An 18,055-nucleotide genomic window follows, 5' to 3' on the forward strand; every position below is an offset into this window, starting at 1 on the left:
GGCACGATGGCTGCGGCGATCATGCCACCGGCCGACGGCTTCATCGGACCGGTGAAGCGCTCGATCACCATCGCCGGGCACACCACCTCGATTAGCCTGGAACCCCTATTTTGGAAGTTGCTGGAAGAGGCGGCCGCGGCCCGCGCGCTGCCGCTTTCCGCCCTCGTCGCGCAGATCGATGCGCTTCGCATCGCCGCTGAAGATCCGCCGAACTTGGCTAGCGCTTTGCGCACCTGGATCGTCACCACTGTTTCGGAAAAATAAGAGTCATTCTCATTAGCGTTGACAGTGAGAACGACTCGCAATAGCTGCGTCCCAGGGAAATAAAAAGGGGCAGCTTTCATGTCGACTCTCGGCGCGCCGCGCAGCGGACCGGCCTTTCTTGCACTCGCCGCAGTCGGCTTTATCGCCAGCGCACCGGCACTTGCGGCTGATGCACCCACGGCGGGCGGAGGGCAGGACAGGCCGGCGGAGCGGGACGAGATCATCGTGACCGGCACCGCGGAAGCGCGCCCGCCGGAGGTTGAGAGCCCGAAGGCGACGTCCGACATCCTCGATACGCCGCAGACGATCACCGTCATCAGCGATCAGACGCTGCGCAAGCAGAACCTCCAGACGCTGCGCGATGCGCTGCAGACGGTGCCGGGAATCACCTTCGGCGCGGGCGAGGGCGGCGGCGGTTATGGGGATTCGATCAACCTGCGCGGTTATTCCGCCGCGAATGACATCACCATCGATGGGCTGCGCGATTCAGCCCAATATAGCCGTACAGATCCGTTCAATCTTCAGCAGATCGAGGTCTACAATGGTGCCAATTCGGTCTTCAATGGTTCGGGAAGTGTAGGCGGAACGATCAATCTGGTCAGCAAAGTACCGACCCCCGTTGACCTCACCATCGTTCAGGGCGCGCTCGGCACGTCGGACTATTATCGCGCGGCGATCGACAGCAACGTGCGCGCCAACGATCTGGTCGCGGTTCGCCTGAACGCGATGTACCACCAGAACAAGATCCCGGGCCGCAACCTCGAGAAGTTCGAGCGATGGGGCGTGGCGCCTGCGATCACGCTTGGAATCGATGGGCCGACGAGCCTGACGCTGGCGTATGTCCATCAGGAGGACAACAACACGCCCGTCTATGGCGTGCCATACTTCAAGAGCCTGGTGAACGACGGCGGCCTGCCGAGCGTCGACCGCGCCGACTATTACGGGATCGTCAACCTGGACAAGCAGGACACCGTCGTCGACCGGCTGACTGCGACGTTCCGCCACGATGCCGGCGACGGCATTTCGCTGCGCAACATCACGCGCTGGCAGCGCGTCGGCCAGTATAGCCAGACCTCGGCGCCGCAGGGCACCTTCTGCCTGCCGAACGGATTGCAGCCGGTGGGTGCCAATGGCCTGTCGACCGTCGGCATTCCGTGCCCGTCGGGACTCGCGCCCGGCCAGTATCTGCCGTCCGGACCGCGGGGCACGGTGCGCGACCAGGAGAACCAGCTGCTCGTCAACCAGACCGATTTGCGCGTCGAGAGCGGCGAACGGGGCGGAGCCTTCCGCAACGTGCTGAACATCGGCGTGGCCGGCATGATCGAGGATTATCAGATCTCGTCCGGTTCCCTGCTGCGCACCCCGGCCGGCGCCGCCATAACGCCGCTGCCGATCCTGGCGCTGCGCCATCCAGACACAACATGGACCGGCCCGGTGAACAAGACGATCACCGGCCAGAACAAGGGCGAGTGGCGGAATCTTGCTGTCTACGCGTTCGACACGCTCGAGATCGGGGAGCTGTTCGAGCTGAACGGTGGCATCCGCTGGGAGTATCAATATGCGAACTTCCGCGCCCTGCCGCTGCAGATCACGCCGCCGGGCACGGCGCCGCTGACGCCGGCGCAGCAGGCGCGGCAGATCAGCCGCGAGAAGCTGCTGTCCTATCGCGTGGGCGGCGTGTTCCACCCGGTCCGCGACGTCAGCGTCTACGCAAGCTTCGGCAATTCCAAGGTTCCGGCTTCGGCCACGGTTCGGCTGGGCTGCGGCACGATCAGCGCGCCGGGTGCGGCGGATCCGTGCGCCAGCGCGCCGGAGACGGCGAAGAACTACGAGGCGGGCGTGAAGGCGGGCCTGTTCGATCGCCGGCTGGAGTTGACCGCCGCGTTCTTCCGCAACGAACGAACGAACTTCCGTGTCCCTTCCAACGATCCGCTGCTGCCGGCGGGGCTGCAGGTTCTCGACGGCAAGAGCCGGGTCGACGGCATCACGCTGGGCGCATCGGGCAACATCACGCCGCAATGGACGATCTTCGCCAACTACACCTATCTCGACGGCAAGGTGCGGCAGAGCATCTCTGTACGTGACCGGGCGGCGGGTGTGTTCGATGCGCAAGCGGGGCAGGACCTGCTGCAGACGCCGGACCATTCCGGCAGCCTGTTCACGACCTACAAGCTGCCGTTCGGCCTCGAGATCGGTTACGGCCTGACCTATCAGGGCAGCTTCGCGCTCAACAACCGCGTGCGCGCCGTCGTGAACGGCGTGACCATCGACACGCCGCAGTTCCGTTCCGACGATTACCTGATCCACCGCGCGTATATGGCGTACACGATCGCGGGCGGACTGACAGCGCAGCTGAACGTGCAGAACTTCACCAACGAGAAATATTACACCGGCATCCGCAACAATGCGAATGCGACGAGCGGTGTGATCACCGGCGGCTGGGCCGTGCCGGGCGATGGGCGTCAGGCGACGTTGAGCCTGTTCTACAACTTCTGACGATGGAGCGCGGTGCGGCCTTCGTCATGACGAGATCGAAGGAGACCGTGCCGTGCTGATCGCTGTTCCCGACCTGCTCGATACCGCGGGCGTCGCGCGGCTGCGCGGGATCATCGATGCGGCCGAGTGGGTCGATGGCAACGCGACGTCCGGCCATCAATCCGCGCTCGCCAAGCAAAACGAGCAATTGCCGGAGGACAGCGCGGCAGCGCGCGAGGCTGGCCGGATGGTGCTCGAGGCGCTGGGCCGATCGCCGCTTTTCTTCGCCGCGACCCTGCCGCTCAAGGTCTTCCCCCCGCTGTTCAACCGCTATGGCGAGGGGCAGACGTTCGGCACGCATGTCGACAATGCGGTGCGGATCCAGCGCGGAACCGACTTTCGCATCCGCGCCGATATCTCGGTGACGTTGTTCCTCGCCGATCCTGCCGATTATGACGGCGGGGAGCTGGTGATCGAGGATTTGTTCGGCGAGCAGCGCGTCAAGCTTCCGGCGGGGTATGCCGTGGTTTATCCCTCGTCCAGCCTGCATCATGTGACGCCGGTGACCCGCGGCACGCGCGTCGCATCCTTCTTCTGGCTGCAATCCATGGTGCGCGACGATGGTGCCCGGCGCATCCTGTTCGATCTCGACCGCGGGGTGCAGGCGGTGGCCGGCGACAAGGGGCAGGACGACCCGACGACGATCCGCCTGACCGGCGTGTACCATAATCTGCTGCGCCGCTGGGCGGACGCCTGACAGGCCGATTGACGGCCGGTCGGCCGGCGTGTCACCCGCGCGCCGCTACGAAGGGCGCGCGATGAACAGGCTGGCGGTGCGGCGGCGTTGGTTTCAGGTCCACCGATGGATCGGGCTGCTCCTGGCCGCGGTGATCGTGCCGATCACGCTGAGCGGCGCCGCGCTGGTCTGGAGCGACGGGCTCGACCGGCTGATCCATCCTGCGCGCCATTCGACCAGCGGTTCCGTGCTGCTGCCGCTGGCGCGCTATGTCGCGGCTGTGCAGCCGGAGGTGCGGGACGGCGTGCGGATCGCGAACCTGGTTCTGCCCGCGCAGCATGGCCCCGTGCTGGTGACGCTGACCGCGCCCGCCGCGTTGCCGGACCCGCGTGGGCGGCGGCTGTTGATCTATCTCGATCCGGCCACCGCGCGCGTGCTGGACGTGGCGGATGGCGGCACGGGCGTGATGCGGGCGCTGCATGTGCTGCATGGCAGCCTGTTCGTGCCGGGTGCGGGGCGGCTGATCGTGGGGTGGATCGGCGTTGCGCTGATGGTGGCGAGCCTGACCGGCTTGTGGCTGTGGTGGCCGGTCACTGGCCGCATCGCGCGCGGGCTGCGCTGGCGGCGGCAGCCGAGCCTTGCCGCCAACCTGCACCACATGGCTGGCTTCTGGATCGCGCTGCCGTTGTTCCTGCTGGCGCTGACGGGGGCGTGGATCAGCTTCCCGGCCTTCTTCGGCGCGCTGGTGGGGGAGCCGGTGCAGCGGCGGGCGCTGGCGATCGCGCAGCGTCCGGTGGCGCAGCCCGCGCTGGAGATCGACGACGTGGTGGCGCGCGGGCAGCCGTTCGCGCCTTCCGCGCCGCTGCGCACGATCATCCTGCCGACCGAGCAGCAGGCCGACTGGACGCTTTCCTATGACACCATGCCGCTACGCACGGTGATGGTGGCGGACGACAGCGGGACGGCGGCGCCGGGGAGGGCCTTTGCGGCGGCGGGCGGGGTCAGCTTCGCGCAATGGGCGCGGCGGCTGCATGACGGGACCGGCATGGGCTTGGCGTGGCAGGCGCTGATCTTTGCCGCCGGGCTGATGCCGACGCTGCTGGCGGTGACCGGCGTGCTGATGTGGTGGCGGCGGCGCTGAGCTAGGCTGCGACGGCGGCGGCCCAGGCGGCGACTTCGTCCGCGTGCTGCTCCGACATCACGAGGTCGCGGGCCGCGCCGTTCTCCACGATGACGGTGCCGGACCATTCGAACGTCGCATTGCCGCTAAGCGTGACCATCCCGTCCGTCGCGGCAATCGCGCGGACGAGGCCGCCGCGGTTGCGCACCACGATCGACCGATCGAACGGCAGGCGACCCGTCAGGCCAGCGGCGAAAGTGGAGGCGCCCATCGCGCTGCCGCAGGCGTTGGTGAGGCCGACGCCGCGTTCAAAGGTGCGCACGTAAACTTCTCGATCATCACGCACATGAACGAAGGAGACGTTGGCGCGGTTGGGGAGCCAGGCGGGCGCAGCCTCACAGAGGGTGCCGATGCGGACCAGTTCCGCCTCGTCCACCGTATCGACGAAGGCGATGAGGTGCGGATTGGGGATGGCGACGGCGGTGAAGGCGAGGGTGGGCGAGAGGTGCGCGATCGGGCGGTCGATGATCTCGTCGCCTTCGCCCAGGAGCGGCCAATCGGCGATGCTTAGTGTGGCGGGGCCGGCGGTTTCGCGCACGGTATAGACGCCGGGCGCGAGGTCGGGGTCGCGCGCGACCTCTGCATGGCTGGTCTTGAGGCGGACGGTGGCCGCCTCCAGCCCCAGCGCATCGAGCCCGGCGCGCGCGACGCAGCGCAGGCCGTTGAGGCAGGTTTCCGGTTCCGAGCCATCGGCGTTGAAAATGCGCATGCCGAAGGCGGCTCGGTCATCGCCGGCCGTCAGCAGCAGGATGCCATCGGCGCCGACCGGCCCGGCGCGGTTCGTCAGCGCGCGGGCGATGCCGGCCCAGGCGGCGTCCGACAGATCAAGCGCACGCGCATCGATCAGCGCGAAATCGTTGCCGGAGCCGTGGCACTTCGTGATCTGGAGACGCATGGTGGCGCATATCGACCCGGGCGGGGGATGCCGCAACCCTCCGCCGCCCGAGACACGGCGAGTCAAGGCAAGGCGTAATGATCCGCCAGGCGATCGAGTGCCATGGTGAGCACCAGCCGGCCCGAGCGCGCCGGCCAGCCGAGCGACTTCTCGGCCACCGGCAACGCCTCACCCGCACATACCACGCGCCACAACACGTCACTGAGGCCGCGCCCGACCGCGGCGACCGCCGCATCGAAGCGGCGCTTGGCGGCAATCTGCGCGCTCGTCGGATCAAGGCCGGTGCCGGCGCCGCCGTCGACCCGCGCCGTCCATCGCATGGTGGTGCGCTGCGGCAAGGCGGCGCGCTCGTAATCGGCGCGCAGCCGCTCGCCCGCCTCGATCTGGCGCGCATCAACCAGCCCGCGCGCGCCGAGCCACGAGAGCGGCGATTCGGCGAGGTTTACCGTGACGCTGCGGGCGCGGCGCGCCGCCACCACCCGCCCATCCGAATCCACGCCCCGTTCCGCCAGCATCTGCATCATGTTCTCCTTGTGTTCCGCATGGAGACATGGCACGGATGCGTGTTTGTAGGACAGCCTGCCGCTTGCCGGGAGGCGTTCGATCGGAATCAATAAGCGGTGGCTGAATGAGAAGCGCCGGTGCGCCGCAGTCGCAGCCACGAGCCGAACGCCCACCAGGCAAGCGCCCACAAGGTGCCGGCGCTCCACCCGGCGATCACGTCGCTCGGCCAATGGACGCCGAGATAGACTCGGCTGAAGCCGATCAGCACGACGAGCGCGATCGTCGCGCTGAACAGATACCAGCGCGCCGCACGGCTGGGCACGATCTGCATCACCATCAGCGCGATGGTGAGGTAGATGATCGCGCTGTTCCCGGCATGACCGCTGGGGAAGCTGGCCGAGGAAACCTCGACGAGGTGATCCACCAGCGCCGGCCGCTCGCGCCCGACCAGCCGCTTGCCGATCGAGATGGCGGCCGAGCCGCTGACCGTGCCGGCAAGGACGAGCGCGGCGGTGAGGAAGTGGCGCGACGCGAGGAGGAAGCCGAGCGTCAGCATGACGACGAGCGTCAGCACCGTCTTGCCGCCAAGCGCGGTGATGTCGATCATCGCCTCGACCAGCCACTTCGGGCCGACCGGCGTCGCGAGGTCGGCAGGGGTGCGCAGCGCGAGCATGATCGCGTGATCGAAATCGAACTGCGCCCCGCGCGCGATGGTGCCGCCGAGCAGCGCAATGATCAGCACGGCCCCCGCAACCGCGGCCAGCGCGATGAAGATATAGGGCGGGTGGGAGATGCCTTCGGGCGCGGTCTGATCAGGCGTGGGCGGCGTTTCGGCAAGATGCGCGAGCGTGGATTCGGGAGGCATGGCGGTTGGTGTAGCAGGGATACGCCATCGCGCAGTCCCCTTGTCAGGCCAAAGTGGTGGCCGGGCTCTGAAAGCCGACGCCGCGGTCGCATGGCTACACCGCTTGAACACTGTACGTAAATTCGTACATTGTTCCGATGCAATCGATCAGCATTTCCGAGGCGCGCGCCAACATGAAGGCGCTGGTGGACCGCGTGGTGGCCGACAAGGCGCCGATCGCGATCACCCGGCAGAAGGGCGAAGGCGCGGTGCTGATCTCCGAAAGCGAATGGGCCTCGATCGAGGAGACGCTCTACCTGCTGCAATCGCCGGCGAACGCGCGTGAGTTGCTGGCGAGCATCGCCGAGCTGGATGCGGGCAAGGGCAGCGAGCGCGACCTGATCGAGCCGTGAGGCTGATGTTTTCCGACCGCGCCTGGAACCAGTATCTGCACTGGCAGGGCGACGATCGGCGGGGGCTGGAACGCGTCAATGCGCTGATCAAGGAATGCCAGCGTGACCCGTTTCGCGGCACCGGCAAGCCCGAGCCGCTCGGCGGCAACCTGACCGGCTGGTGGTCCCGCCGGATCAATCGCGAACATCGGCTGGTGTACCGGGTGAGCGGCAGTGGCGATGCGCAGACGCTGGAGATCGCGCAGTGCCGGTATCATTATTGAGGATGGCGCGGGGCCGCGGCGCGGGCAGCGGCCCTTCTGCACCTCCGATCGGCAGACAGCTGGCGTCTTATTCGACGTAGATGCCGGCGACCTTCCAGGTCCCGCCTTCGCGATTGAGCGCAACCGTTTCGATGGCGCCTTTCCTGTTGGCGAAATCGGTGCGGAACTGGACGGTGCGATTGCCATTGGGCGGCGCGGGCGTGTCGATATCGCTGATCAAGGTGCGGGACACGACCTTGCCGAGCGGCAGGCGCACCTTCTGCGCGGCGGATTGCCAGTTTTCGAGTGTGTTGGCGGTGCGGAAGGACTGGGCGGTGGCGGCATAACTGTCCCGCCAGTTGGCAGCGTCACCAAGCTCCAGCCATTCCCGTGCGGCCTTCGCGCCCTCGCTTTCGGTCAGGGGCACGGTGGCGGCTGACGGGGATTGTTCGGCGGGCTGGGTGATGGGACTGGTCAAGGCCAGCAGGGCAGCGGCGATGGTGATCATGGCAACTCCTCCGATCGCCCAGCCAGTCGCTCGCGACGATCGCGGCGTTGGTGGGGATAGAGGCTCATGGTGTTGATCGTGGCCGGGCTGCGCACCCCGTAATCCGGTGTCCCCGAGGATTTCGGGGGTCGTGCCTTCCGCCTCGCGGAGCAGCCGTGCGGCTTCCTTGCTGCTGGAGACGGCGAGCTTTCGGCGTGCGTCGCGCAACCGCTCGTTGATCGTATGGACCGACAGATCGAAGTGCCGCGCCATCGACTTGGCGTCGTGCCCGACAAGGAGCAGGCGAAGCGTCTCCTTCTCCTTTTCTGTCAGCGCCTCAACTCCGGGAGCCATCAAACCTCACGCTGTCCCACCTGATCCTGACACTGAGGCTAGCGGAGCGACCGGCAAGCGTGACCCCCAAAACGATTGTACCCGCGGCTGGTGGGCCGCGGGTACGGGAGAAACAATCGCGCGTGCGGTGTCAGTCGTGTTCGCGGTCACCGGCGCCCATGTAGAGCTCGCGGCCGGTTTCCTCGTAGACGTTGCTCATCTTTGCCATGCCGGCTTCCGCCTCTTCGCTGGCGATGAAGCCTTCGCTGCCCTGGTTCTGCAGCCGGGCAAAGTCGCGCACTTCCTGCGTAATCTTCATCGAGCAGAACTTCGGCCCGCACATCGAGCAGAAATGCGCGGTCTTGGCGCCCTCCGCGGGCAGCGTCTGATCGTGGTACTTTTCCGCCGTGTCGGGATCGAGGCTCAAGTTGAACTGGTCGCGCCAGCGGAATTCGAAGCGGGCGCGCGACAGGGCATCGTCGCGCATCTTGGCCGCGGGGTGCCCCTTGGCCAGATCGGCGGCGTGGGCGGCGAGCTTGTACGTCACCACGCCGACCTTCACGTCGTCACGATCGGGGAGGCCGAGATGCTCCTTGGGCGTGACGTAGCAAAGCATCGCCGTGCCATACCAACCGATCATCGCCGCACCGATGCCGCTGGTGATATGGTCATAGCCGGGCGCGATATCGGTGGTCAGCGGCCCGAGCGTGTAGAAGGGTGCCTCACCGCACGCCTCCAGCTGCTTGTCCATATTCTCCTTGATCTTGTGCATCGGCACGTGGCCGGGCCCCTCGATCATCACCTGAACGTCCTGCGCCCAGGCGCGCTTGGTGAGTTCGCCCAGCGTGTAGAGTTCGGCGAACTGCGCCTCGTCATTGGCGTCGGCGATCGAGCCGGGGCGCAGGCCATCGCCCAGCGAATAGGCGATGTCATAGGCCTTCATGATCTCGGTGATCTCGTCGAACCGCTCGTAGAGGAAGCTCTCCTTGTGGTGCGCGAGGCACCATTTCGCCATGATCGAGCCGCCGCGGCTGACGATGCCGGTGACGCGCTTGGCGGTGAGCGGCACGTAGGGCAGGCGGACGCCGGCGTGGATGGTGAAATAGTCGACGCCCTGTTCGGCCTGCTCGATCAGCGTGTCGCGGAAGATCTCCCACGTCAGGTCCTCGGCGATGCCGCCGACCTTCTCCAGCGCCTGGTAGATCGGCACGGTGCCGATCGGGACGGGCGAGTTGCGGATGATCCATTCGCGCGTGTCGTGGATGTTGCGCCCAGTGCTGAGGTCCATCACCGTGTCGGCGCCCCAGCGGATCGCCCAGACGAGCTTGTCGACCTCGGTCGCGACGTTGCTGGCGACGGCGCTGTTGCCGATGTTGGCGTTGATCTTGACCAGGAAGTTGCGGCCGATCGCCATCGGCTCGGATTCAGGGTGGTTGATGTTGTTGGGGATGATCGCGCGGCCGCGGGCGACCTCGTCACGGACGAACTCGGGCGTGACGTAATCCGGGATGGCGGCGCCGAAGCTTTCGCCGTCGCGGGCGTATTCGCGCAGCATCTCGCGGCCGAGGTTTTCGCGCGTGGCGACATATTCCATCTCGGGCGTGATGATACCGCGGCGGGCGTAGTGCATCTGGCTGACGTTGGCGCCCGGCTTTGCGCGCAGCGGGCGCTTCACGACATTGGGGAAGGGCTGGACCCCGCCGGAACGGTCGGGGCCGAGCTGGCCGTTATCCTCCGGGCGGATTTCGCGCGCATCATAGGCCTCGACGTCGCCGCGGGCCATGATCCACTCGCGGCGCAGCGGCGCGAGGCCGGCGTTGATGTCGATGCGGGCGGTGGGATCGGTGTACGGCCCCGAGGTGTCATAGACGTTGAGCGGCGGCTCACCGCAGCCCGGCTCCAGATCGATCGCGCGCATTGCGACCTTGAGCGGACCGACGTGGATCTTGCGGCTGCCGCGGATCGGGCCGGTGGTGACGCCGATGGCGCCGCGCGCTGCTTCGATGGGGGAATCTGCGTCGGCCATGCTTTTCTCTCCTCAATACGGAGAGAGAACAGGTGCCTTGGGTGGCAGGCCGCTCCTTCCCTCCGCCGGTGTCAACCGGATCAGGTTCAGCGGGTCGCGGGCTCGTGCCCGCCTCTCAACCGCCGACAGCGGTCCCCCGAGGATGCGTCATGTGTACGTGGTTTGCGGGGCGCGGTAAAGCGCCCCGCGGCCGATCAGCTGGCGGCGCTCGTCTTGAGGTTGCCGTTGAGCCCGGCGGGGAAGAAGCCGCCCGAATTCACCGATGCCTTGTTGAGGTAGAGGATGTTCAGCACCTGGGCGGCGGAGCGGCTGTAGGCGATGCCGTTGCCGTCTGCCGGCACGATGTTCGCCGCGCCATCGGCCTGGGTGATGCCCTGATCGATGTCAGTGGTGCCATCGAGGCGATCGCGTTCGTCGCTGATCTTGTTTGCCGCGTCGCGCAGGCCCGTCGCCGGATCGCTGCCGCGGGTGTAGAGGAGCGTGCGGATCAGGCCGGCGTGGTAGCCCTCCGCGCCGAGGATGCCGGCCGCGGCCGACGCGATCGTGGGGCTGACGATCAGCGGCACGCCGCCCTTGTACGCCGAGACAGCGACGTCGGCGAACACATACGCGCCGAGCAGGAAGCTGTTGTCGTTGGCGTAGGGGTTGAAGACCGCGCCCGCGCCGATCACCCCGGCATTGCGCATGAGCGTGGTGAAGGGGCCGTCGGCCGCGCCCGAGATGTTGATCGCCGGCTGCGCGACCGCGACGGCGGCGAGCTGCGCGCGCAGATACGCGACATGGGCACGTTCGTCAGCGGCGAGCTCCCGCGCACAGGCGGCGACCAGCGGATCGGCGAAGGGCACCAGCGCGCCGCCGGTCACGGCGCCGAGCGTGCCGGTGCCGCTGAGCAACGTATCGGGCAGGCCGACGCCGGTGGCGGCGAAAGAGTAATATTGCGCCTGGAGATATTCGAACTGCAGCAGGAAATTGAGGAGATCGCCGTCCGGGTTGGTGGTCGACGTGCCGGTGGGCGTTGGCGTCGGGCTGGGCGTCGGCGAGGGCGTGTCGTCATCGTCGTTGCCGCCGCAGGCCGACAGCAGCGCAAGGCCACCGGCTGCCACGGAGGCGCCACCGGCGAGCTGGAGGAAGCGGCGGCGTTCGGCGCGGCGCCGTTCGGTGGCGTCGAGGATGGCGTCGAGGTTCTTCTGGTCGATCATGAGGGCTGTCCCTGAAATCCGGATGAGGTGGAGCGAGGCGCGGGCGCGCCGTCAGCTCGCGGCAGACGTCTTGATCGTGCCGTTGACGCCGGCGGGGAAGAAGCCGCCGGCGGACACCGCGGCCCGGTTCAGATAGACGATGTTCAGCACCTGGCCGGGCGAGCGGCCGAAGGCGATGCCGTCGCCATCGAGGGGCGCGATATTGGCGACCTGCTGGCCGTTGACGGTGGTTGGGGCGACGCCCTGATCGAGATCGCTGCCGCCATCGAACGAGTCGCGCACGTTCGACAGCGCCTCGGTCGCGTTGATCAGCGACGGCGTGGTGAGGCCCTTGCGGTACAAGGTCGTGCGGATCATCGCACCGTGGTACGCCTCGACGGCAAGGATCCCGCCGACCGCTTCCTGGAAGGTCTTGTTGGCGAGAAGGCCCGTCGCGCCGCGATAGGCGGTGACGCCCAGATCCTCGAACAGGAAAGCTGCGAGGAGGAAATTGTCCTCGCTGGCATAGGGATCAAACGTCTGCCCGGTGCTGATCAGCCCCGCGGTGCGCGCGATGGTGCTGAACGGGCTGAGCGGCGTTGCGCTGAGATCGATCTGCGGCTGGGCGATCGCGACGGAGGGAAGCTGGGTGCGCAGAAAGCGCACGTGCGCCAGTTCGTTCGCGGCGATTTCCCGCGCGAACGAGGCGACCGCCGGATCAGTGAAGCTGACCTGGCGACCGCCAGTGGCGGCGCCCGCCGTTCCGGTGCCGCTGGTGTCAGCGCTGGCGAGCGGGGAGCCCGTGGTAGCGAAGGAATAGAAGTTCGCCTCGAGATATTCGAGGTTCAGCGCGAAGTTCAGCACGTCGACGTCGGTAATCGTCGTCTGCGCTGCGGCGGGGGTGGAAAGGGCGACGGCGCCCGCCCCGACCGCGGCAGCGCCAAGCGCGGCGGCGAAGAAGGCTCGACGATCCTCCCGCACGCGGGCCCGCGATTCCAGCGTCTCAAGCAATTGATCCGATTGCGACATCGCAGCATCCTTCCCTGAACTCGCGCCGACCGGCGCTGCACCGGACGGGCCTAGATCGTTTCGCTGTCCGTTTCCTGAACAAAATGACAGGCACGACGCAAGACGGAGCTACGAACGACAATCCGCAACGATCCGCCAGGGATTTTTTCGAAAGGCGGCGGGCGGGAGCGATCAGTTGCGCTGCGCGACCAGCCCGCGCGCAATCACCTGCGCCTGGATTTCCGCCGCGCCCTCGAAGATGTTGAGGATGCGCGCGTCGCACAGGATGCGGCTGATCTCGAATTCCAGCGCATAGCCGTTGCCGCCGTGGATCTGGAGCGCGGCATCGGCATTGCTCCACGCGGCGCGGGCAGCGAGCAGCTTTGCCATGCCGGCCTCGATATCGCAGCGCTTGCCCGAATCCTTGGCGCGCGCGGCGGCGTAGGTGAGTTCGCGCGCGGCGATGAGATCGACGAGGCTCATCGCGAGCTTGTCGGCGACGCGCGGGAAGTGGATGATCGCGCGGCCAAACTGCTGGCGATCGAGCGCGTAGGACAGGCCGAGTTCGAGCGCGCGGCGGGCGACGCCGACGGCGCGGGCGGCGGTCTGGATGCGCGCGCCTTCGAAAGTGCGCATCAGCTGCTTGAAGCCCTGACCCTCCTCGCCGCCGAGCAGCGCGTCGGCGGGGGCGACCATGCCGTCGAAGGAGAGCGCATATTCGCGCATCCCGCGATAGCCGAGCACCTCGATCTCGCTGCCCGACATGCCGGGTGCAGGGAAGGGATCGCCCTGCGTCCCGCGCGGTTTGGGGACGAGCAGCATCGACAGGCCGGCATAGCCCTTCGCATCCGGCAGCGTGCGGGCGAGCAGGGTCATGAGGTCGGAGCGGCTGGCGTGGGTGATCCACGTCTTCGTGCCGTCGATCCGCCACGTATCGCCATCGCGGCGGGCGCGGGTCTGCAGCGAGCCGAGGTCGCTGCCGACATCGGGTTCGGTAAAGACGGCGGTGGGCAGCACTTCGCCGCTGGCGATGCGCGGGAGCCACTGGGCCTTTTGCGCGTCGGTGCCCGAGCCGGCGATCAGTTCACCGGCGATTTCCGAGCGGGTGCCGAGCGAGCCGGCGCCGATCCAGCCGCGCGACAATTCCTCGGTGACGATGCACATCACGAGCTTGGAGAGGCCGAGGCCGCCGTAAGTCTCGGGAATACAGACGCCGAACGTGCCGAGGTCGGCCATCTTGGCGACGGTGGCGTCGGGGATCAGGTCGTTGGCGAGATGCCAGCCGTGGGCGTGGGGCAGGATTTCGGCATCGGTGAAGCGGCGGAACTGGTCGCGGATCGCGTCGAGCTCCGCGTCGTGGAGCGTTTCGCTGGGCCATTCGCCGGCGGCGAGCCGCTCGACCAGCGCGCGGCGATCCGCGGCGGCGTCGTGATCGAGAAGGTCGGCGCAGGCGGTCGCCAGCGTGCGAGCGGCGGCGGTGAGGCCGAGGTCGGCGGGGCGGAACAGTTCATTCTGGCCCATCGGCAGGCCACCCACGAGCTGAGCGATGCTTTCCTGAAAGGCGAGGCGGGCGACGAGGGCGTTGACCTCACCCTCGTTGCGATCGGCCCAGTCGGCCAACGCCTCCAGCGCAGCGACGGTGGTGGCGACCCAGGCGAAGCCGTGCGCTGCCCGTTGTTCCGTATCGATCGGCGCGGCGTCGAGCCGGGCCGCGAGGGCGGCACGGGCGTCGTCGCGATAGCGTTGCGCCGCCGCCAGTGCCCCCCCAAGCAAGCTCATGCGCGCGTCCTCACCGAAAGCCCCAGCATCAGGCGCGCTCGAAGACCGCGGCGATGCCCTGGCCGCCGCCGATGCACATCGTTTCCAGCCCATAGCGGCCGTCGCGGCGGACGAGTTCGCGCGTCAGGTTGGCGAGGATGCGGCCGCCGGTGGCGCCGATCGGGTGGCCGAGCGAAATGCCCGAGCCGTTGACGTTGAGGATCTCGTTACGGCTGTCGTCCTTGCTCCAGCCCCAGCCCTTGAGCACGGCGAGCACCTGCGGCGCGAACGCCTCGTTCAGCTCGACGAGGTCGATATCGTCCCAGCCGAGCCCGTTGCGGGCGAACAGGCGCTCGACCGCCGGGACCGGGCCGATGCCCATGCGCGAGGGATCGCAGCCGGCGGCGGCCCAGCTGTGGAACCAGGCGATCGGCTCCAGGCCCAGTTCCTCCAATTTGTCCTCGGCGACGACGAGGCAGGCGGCCGCGGCGTCATTCTGCTGGCTGGCGTTGCCGGCGGTGACGACGCCGCCCTCGATCGGACGCAGACGCCCAAGCGATTCAAGCGTGGCGTCGGGGCGGTAGCCTTCGTCGTGATCGAAGACGATCGCCTCGCCCTTCTTCTGCGGTACCGAGACGGGGACGAGTTCGTCGGCGAACAGGCCCTTTTCCCAGGCAGCGGTGGCGCGCTGGTGCGAGCGGACGGCGTAAGCGTCAGCCTCCTCGCGGCTGATGTCGTAATCCTTGGCGAGATTCTCGGCGGTCTCGATCATGCCGCTGATGACGCCGAAGCGTTCGACCGGCTGCGACATCAGGCGGCCGCGGGTGAGGCGGTCGTGGATCGTGAGGTTGCCCGAGCGCACGCCCTTGCGGATGTCGGTGGTGTAATGTTCGACGTTGGACATGCTTTCGCAGCCGCCGGCGACGACCACGTCGCTGACGCCGGTCTGCACCATCATCGCGGCGTCGATCACGGCCTGAAGCCCGGAGCCGCAGCGACGGTCGAGCTGATAGCCCGGCACCTCGATCGGCAGGCCGGCGGCCAGCCATGCCCAGTGGCCGATCGCGGGCGCCTCGCCATTGCCGTACCCTTGCGCGAACACGACGTCGTCGACGCGGGCAGGATCGATCTTGGTGCGCTCCATCAGCGCCTTCAGGATCGTCGCGCCAAGCTGGCCCGCGGTGAGCGAGGAGAGGCTGCCGCCGAACTTTCCGACGGCGGTGCGGATTGGGGCGACGATGGCGGCGCGGCGCAGGCCGGTGCTGGGGGTCATGATGGGATCCTAGTCTGAGGCGAACGGGACGGAAGGTTCATTCCGGGTTGCGGGGCGGGGCGGCGATGCCGGCATCGAACAGCCGCGCGATCTCACCCGATGACAGGCCGAGGGTTTCGGCGAGCACCTGTTCGCTGTGCTGGCCGTTGCGCGGCGCGGGAGCGGGTGGGCGGCGTTCCTCGCCCGGCAGCGTGGCGAAGGCACCGACCGCGGGATAGCGCGTGCCGCTGGGATCGTCGGCGGTGCCGAAGATCGGGTTTTCGGTGACGAGGCGGGGATCGCGCACCGCATCGGCCATGGTGCCGTAGGCGGAGTGGACGATGCCGCCGGCGTCGAAGGCGGCGGCTAGATCGGCATGATCGCGCGCGGCGATCGCAGCCTCGAACAGCGGAAACAGCGCATCGCGGTGGGTGAAGCGCAGGCCATCGTCCTTTGCGAAGCTGACGCCGCGTTCCGCCTCGACCCGCCCGATCGCGTCGCCGAGGTTCAGCGCGGCGACGAGGTTCGCCCACTGGCGATGGGTGACGGCGACGATCATCGTCCGCTTTCCATCGCGCGTCGTGAAATCTCGCCCGAACAGGCCGAAGACGGTGTTGCCCAGGCGCGGGCGGTCAGCGCCGGTGTCCATCACCTCGGCGATACCGCCGAGATTGGCGACGGTGCCGATTGCGACGTCCGACAAGGGCACGCGGATCTCGCCACCTTCGCCGGTGGCGTCGCGGCGGCGAAGCGCGGCCATCATCGCGAAGGCAGCATAGGCGCCGGTCAGCAAATCCCAGGCGGGGAGGACGTGGTTTACCGGGTCCGGACCCGGCCCGGTCAGCATCGGATAGCCGACCGCGTTGTTGACGGTATAGTCAAGCGCCGGGCTGCCGTCGGCCCAGCCCATCACGCGCACGGTGATGAGATCGGGGCGGCCCTGCGCCAGCGTCTCATGGGCGAGGAAGCCCTTTACCGGAAAGTTCGTGACGAACTGCCCGGTCGCGCGGACCAGCGCCTGAAGCAGCTCGCGCCCCTCCGGCCGGCCGAGATCGAGCGCGAGGCTCTTCTTCGCCCGGTTGAGGTTCTCCCAATAGAGCGAGTCGCCGTTTTGCGTGACCGGCCAGCGGCGGAAATCGGGGCCGCCGCCGATCTGGTCCACGCGGATAACCTCCGCCCCCATCTGCGCGAGATAGAGCCCGGCGGTGGGCGAGGCGACGAAGGACGACGCCTCGATCACGGTCAGGCCGGGGAGGAGGTTGTACATCTCAATTCACTCCGGCGTTGAACTCGCGCAGCATGTGCTTGGCGATCTGGAGCTGGAGGATCTGGGTGGTGCCTTCGTAGATGCGATAGACGCGCGCATCGCGGAAGAAGCGCTCCGCCTCATATTCGGCGAGATAGCCCGCGCCGCCGTATACCTGGACCACGCGATCGACGATCCGGCCGCATGCCTCGGAGGCGAAGACCTTGGCGGCAGCCGCCTTGCGCAGCACGTTCTCGCCAGCGTCGGCGCGCCGTGCGGCGTCTTCCAGCATCGTCGTCGCGGCGTAGATCTCGATATCACTGTCGGCCAGCATCTGCTGGATCAGCTGGAAATTGGCGATCGGCTCGCCGAACGCCTTGCGCTCGTTGGCGTAGCGGAGCGCCGAATCCAGCGCGCGCTGGGCATAGCCGATCGAGGCGGCGGCGACAGACAGGCGGCCGTTGTCGAGGCTCTTCATCGCGGTGATGAAGCCCTTGCCTTCCTCGCCGCCGAGCAGCGCGTCCGCGGGCAGGTGCACGTCCTCAAGGATGATGTCGGCGATGTGGCTGGCGGCCTGGCCCATCTTCTTGTCGGACTTGCCGACGCTGACGCCTGGCGTGTTCATGGGCACGATGAAGGCGGAGACGTGCGCGTTCTTCGGCAGCGGCTCCTTCGAGGTGCGCGCCATGATCAGCGCCACCTCCGCCTGCGGCGCGTTGGTGATGTAGCGCTTCGTGCCGTTCAGCACCCACCCGCCATCGCTGCTGCGGACCGCCATCGTCTGCATGCCGGCTGAATCGCTGCCGGAGCCTGGCTCGGTCAGGCCGAAGGAGGTGATCGTGCCGGCGGCGAGCTTGGGCAGCCATCCCTGCCGCTGCGCCTCGGTCGCGCCGTTCTTCATAGCCGAGGTGAACATGCCGATCGTGATCGAGATGATCGAGCGGAAGCACGGCATGGCATAGGCCAGTTCGCGGATCGTGCGCGTGTACTGGGAGATGTTCATCCCCGCGCCGCCATATTCCTCCGGGATGGTGATGCCGAACAGGCCCATCTCGCGCAGCTCGTCGATGATCTCGGGCGGGATGCAGTCGCTCTCGATGATGTCGCGTTCGGCCGGGATCAGCCGATCACGCACGTAGCGGCGCAGCTGATCGATGAACTGTTCGAACGTCTCGGCATCCATGCCGGGGTTGAGATTGGACATGGGCAGTGGC

At 67.6% G+C, this 18,055-nt stretch carries 17 protein-coding genes and 1 riboswitch; of the genes, 6 read left to right on the forward strand and 11 right to left on the reverse strand.

Translation table 11 applies throughout. The features are described from left to right. Positions 1 to 6: 6 nt before the first annotated feature. The 4 genes from ACH0CP_RS06920 to ACH0CP_RS06935 all read left to right on the forward strand — a co-directional run bounded on the left by ACH0CP_RS06920 (position 7) and on the right by ACH0CP_RS06935 (position 4,616). Positions 7 to 264, forward strand: coding sequence for a ribbon-helix-helix domain-containing protein (locus tag ACH0CP_RS06920; protein ID WP_294444072.1), 258 nt, complete (start codon positions 7 to 9; stop codon positions 262 to 264). Between the two features lie 78 nt (positions 265 to 342). Further along, positions 343 to 2,760, forward strand: coding sequence for a TonB-dependent siderophore receptor (locus ACH0CP_RS06925; RefSeq protein WP_294444071.1), 2,418 nt, complete (start codon positions 343 to 345; stop codon positions 2,758 to 2,760). Between the two features lie 52 nt (positions 2,761 to 2,812). Then, on the forward strand, positions 2,813 to 3,496 hold the full coding sequence (locus ACH0CP_RS06930) for a Fe2+-dependent dioxygenase (protein WP_294444070.1): 684 nt from the start codon (positions 2,813 to 2,815) through the stop codon (positions 3,494 to 3,496). A gap of 61 nt (positions 3,497 to 3,557) precedes the next feature. Further along, complete coding sequence (locus ACH0CP_RS06935) at positions 3,558 to 4,616, forward strand: PepSY domain-containing protein (protein WP_294444069.1); 1,059 nt, start codon at positions 3,558 to 3,560, stop codon at positions 4,614 to 4,616. A 1-nt stretch (position 4,617) separates the two neighbouring features. On the opposite strand, the gene dapF is transcribed toward ACH0CP_RS06935, so the two are convergent. The 3 genes from dapF to ACH0CP_RS06950 all read right to left on the reverse strand — a co-directional run bounded on the left by dapF (position 4,618) and on the right by ACH0CP_RS06950 (position 6,919). Then, the gene (gene dapF / locus ACH0CP_RS06940) at positions 4,618 to 5,550 is read right to left on the reverse strand and encodes a diaminopimelate epimerase (RefSeq protein ID WP_294444068.1); all 933 of its coding nucleotides are present in this window, start codon (positions 5,548 to 5,550) and stop codon (positions 4,618 to 4,620) included. Positions 5,551 to 5,612: 62 nt separating this feature from the next. Next, complete coding sequence (locus ACH0CP_RS06945) at positions 5,613 to 6,071, reverse strand: DUF6456 domain-containing protein (protein ID WP_294444067.1); 459 nt, start codon at positions 6,069 to 6,071, stop codon at positions 5,613 to 5,615. Positions 6,072 to 6,160: 89 nt separating this feature from the next. Further along, the gene (locus ACH0CP_RS06950; RefSeq protein ID WP_294444066.1) at positions 6,161 to 6,919 is read right to left on the reverse strand and encodes a phosphatase PAP2 family protein; all 759 of its coding nucleotides are present in this window, start codon (positions 6,917 to 6,919) and stop codon (positions 6,161 to 6,163) included. Between the two features lie 137 nt (positions 6,920 to 7,056). On the opposite strand from ACH0CP_RS06950, the gene ACH0CP_RS06955 reads away from it, so the two are divergent. Both ACH0CP_RS06955 and ACH0CP_RS06960 read left to right on the forward strand, forming a co-directional pair. Next, positions 7,057 to 7,311, forward strand: a complete 255-nt coding sequence (locus ACH0CP_RS06955) for a type II toxin-antitoxin system Phd/YefM family antitoxin (protein WP_294444065.1) — start codon at positions 7,057 to 7,059, stop codon at positions 7,309 to 7,311. Next, on the forward strand, positions 7,308 to 7,574 hold the full coding sequence (locus ACH0CP_RS06960; RefSeq protein WP_365928594.1) for a Txe/YoeB family addiction module toxin: 267 nt from the start codon (positions 7,308 to 7,310) through the stop codon (positions 7,572 to 7,574). Before ACH0CP_RS06955 ends, ACH0CP_RS06960 begins: the two co-directional genes overlap by 4 nt. A gap of 67 nt (positions 7,575 to 7,641) precedes the next feature. On the opposite strand, the gene ACH0CP_RS06965 is transcribed toward ACH0CP_RS06960, so the two are convergent. The 8 genes from ACH0CP_RS06965 to ACH0CP_RS07000 all read right to left on the reverse strand — a co-directional run bounded on the left by ACH0CP_RS06965 (position 7,642) and on the right by ACH0CP_RS07000 (position 18,045). Next, positions 7,642 to 8,394 (reverse strand): DUF4019 domain-containing protein, encoded by a 753-nt coding sequence (locus ACH0CP_RS06965; RefSeq protein WP_294444063.1) that lies wholly within the window; start codon positions 8,392 to 8,394, stop codon positions 7,642 to 7,644. Positions 8,395 to 8,524: 130 nt separating this feature from the next. Continuing rightward, entirely contained in the window at positions 8,525 to 10,399 is a 1,875-nt protein-coding gene (gene thiC, locus ACH0CP_RS06970; RefSeq protein ID WP_406875459.1) for a phosphomethylpyrimidine synthase ThiC, read from the reverse strand. A 40-nt stretch (positions 10,400 to 10,439) separates the two neighbouring features. Further along, positions 10,440 to 10,548, reverse strand: a riboswitch (TPP riboswitch). Positions 10,549 to 10,593: 45 nt separating this feature from the next. Beyond that, a complete protein-coding gene (locus tag ACH0CP_RS06975) occupies positions 10,594 to 11,598 on the reverse strand; it encodes a ferritin-like domain-containing protein (RefSeq protein ID WP_294444061.1) in 1,005 nt (334 codons plus the stop codon). A gap of 51 nt (positions 11,599 to 11,649) precedes the next feature. Then, the gene (locus tag ACH0CP_RS06980) at positions 11,650 to 12,606 is read right to left on the reverse strand and encodes a ferritin-like domain-containing protein (RefSeq protein WP_294444060.1); all 957 of its coding nucleotides are present in this window, start codon (positions 12,604 to 12,606) and stop codon (positions 11,650 to 11,652) included. A gap of 171 nt (positions 12,607 to 12,777) precedes the next feature. Next, positions 12,778 to 14,364, reverse strand: coding sequence for an acyl-CoA dehydrogenase family protein (locus ACH0CP_RS06985; protein WP_294444059.1), 1,587 nt, complete (start codon positions 14,362 to 14,364; stop codon positions 12,778 to 12,780). Positions 14,365 to 14,392: 28 nt separating this feature from the next. Then, positions 14,393 to 15,616, reverse strand: coding sequence for an acetyl-CoA C-acetyltransferase (locus tag ACH0CP_RS06990; protein ID WP_294444058.1), 1,224 nt, complete (start codon positions 15,614 to 15,616; stop codon positions 14,393 to 14,395). Positions 15,617 to 15,653: 37 nt separating this feature from the next. Continuing rightward, positions 15,654 to 16,862, reverse strand: coding sequence for a CoA transferase (locus ACH0CP_RS06995; protein WP_294444057.1), 1,209 nt, complete (start codon positions 16,860 to 16,862; stop codon positions 15,654 to 15,656). A 1-nt stretch (position 16,863) separates the two neighbouring features. Next, on the reverse strand, positions 16,864 to 18,045 hold the full coding sequence (locus tag ACH0CP_RS07000; RefSeq protein ID WP_294444055.1) for an acyl-CoA dehydrogenase family protein: 1,182 nt from the start codon (positions 18,043 to 18,045) through the stop codon (positions 16,864 to 16,866). Between the last annotated feature and the right edge of the window lie 10 nt (positions 18,046 to 18,055).

It is taken from the genome of Sphingomonas sp. 179-I 2A4 NHS, assembly GCF_045369135.1.
In the GTDB taxonomy this organism is placed as follows: Bacteria; Pseudomonadota; Alphaproteobacteria; order Sphingomonadales; family Sphingomonadaceae; genus Sphingomonas.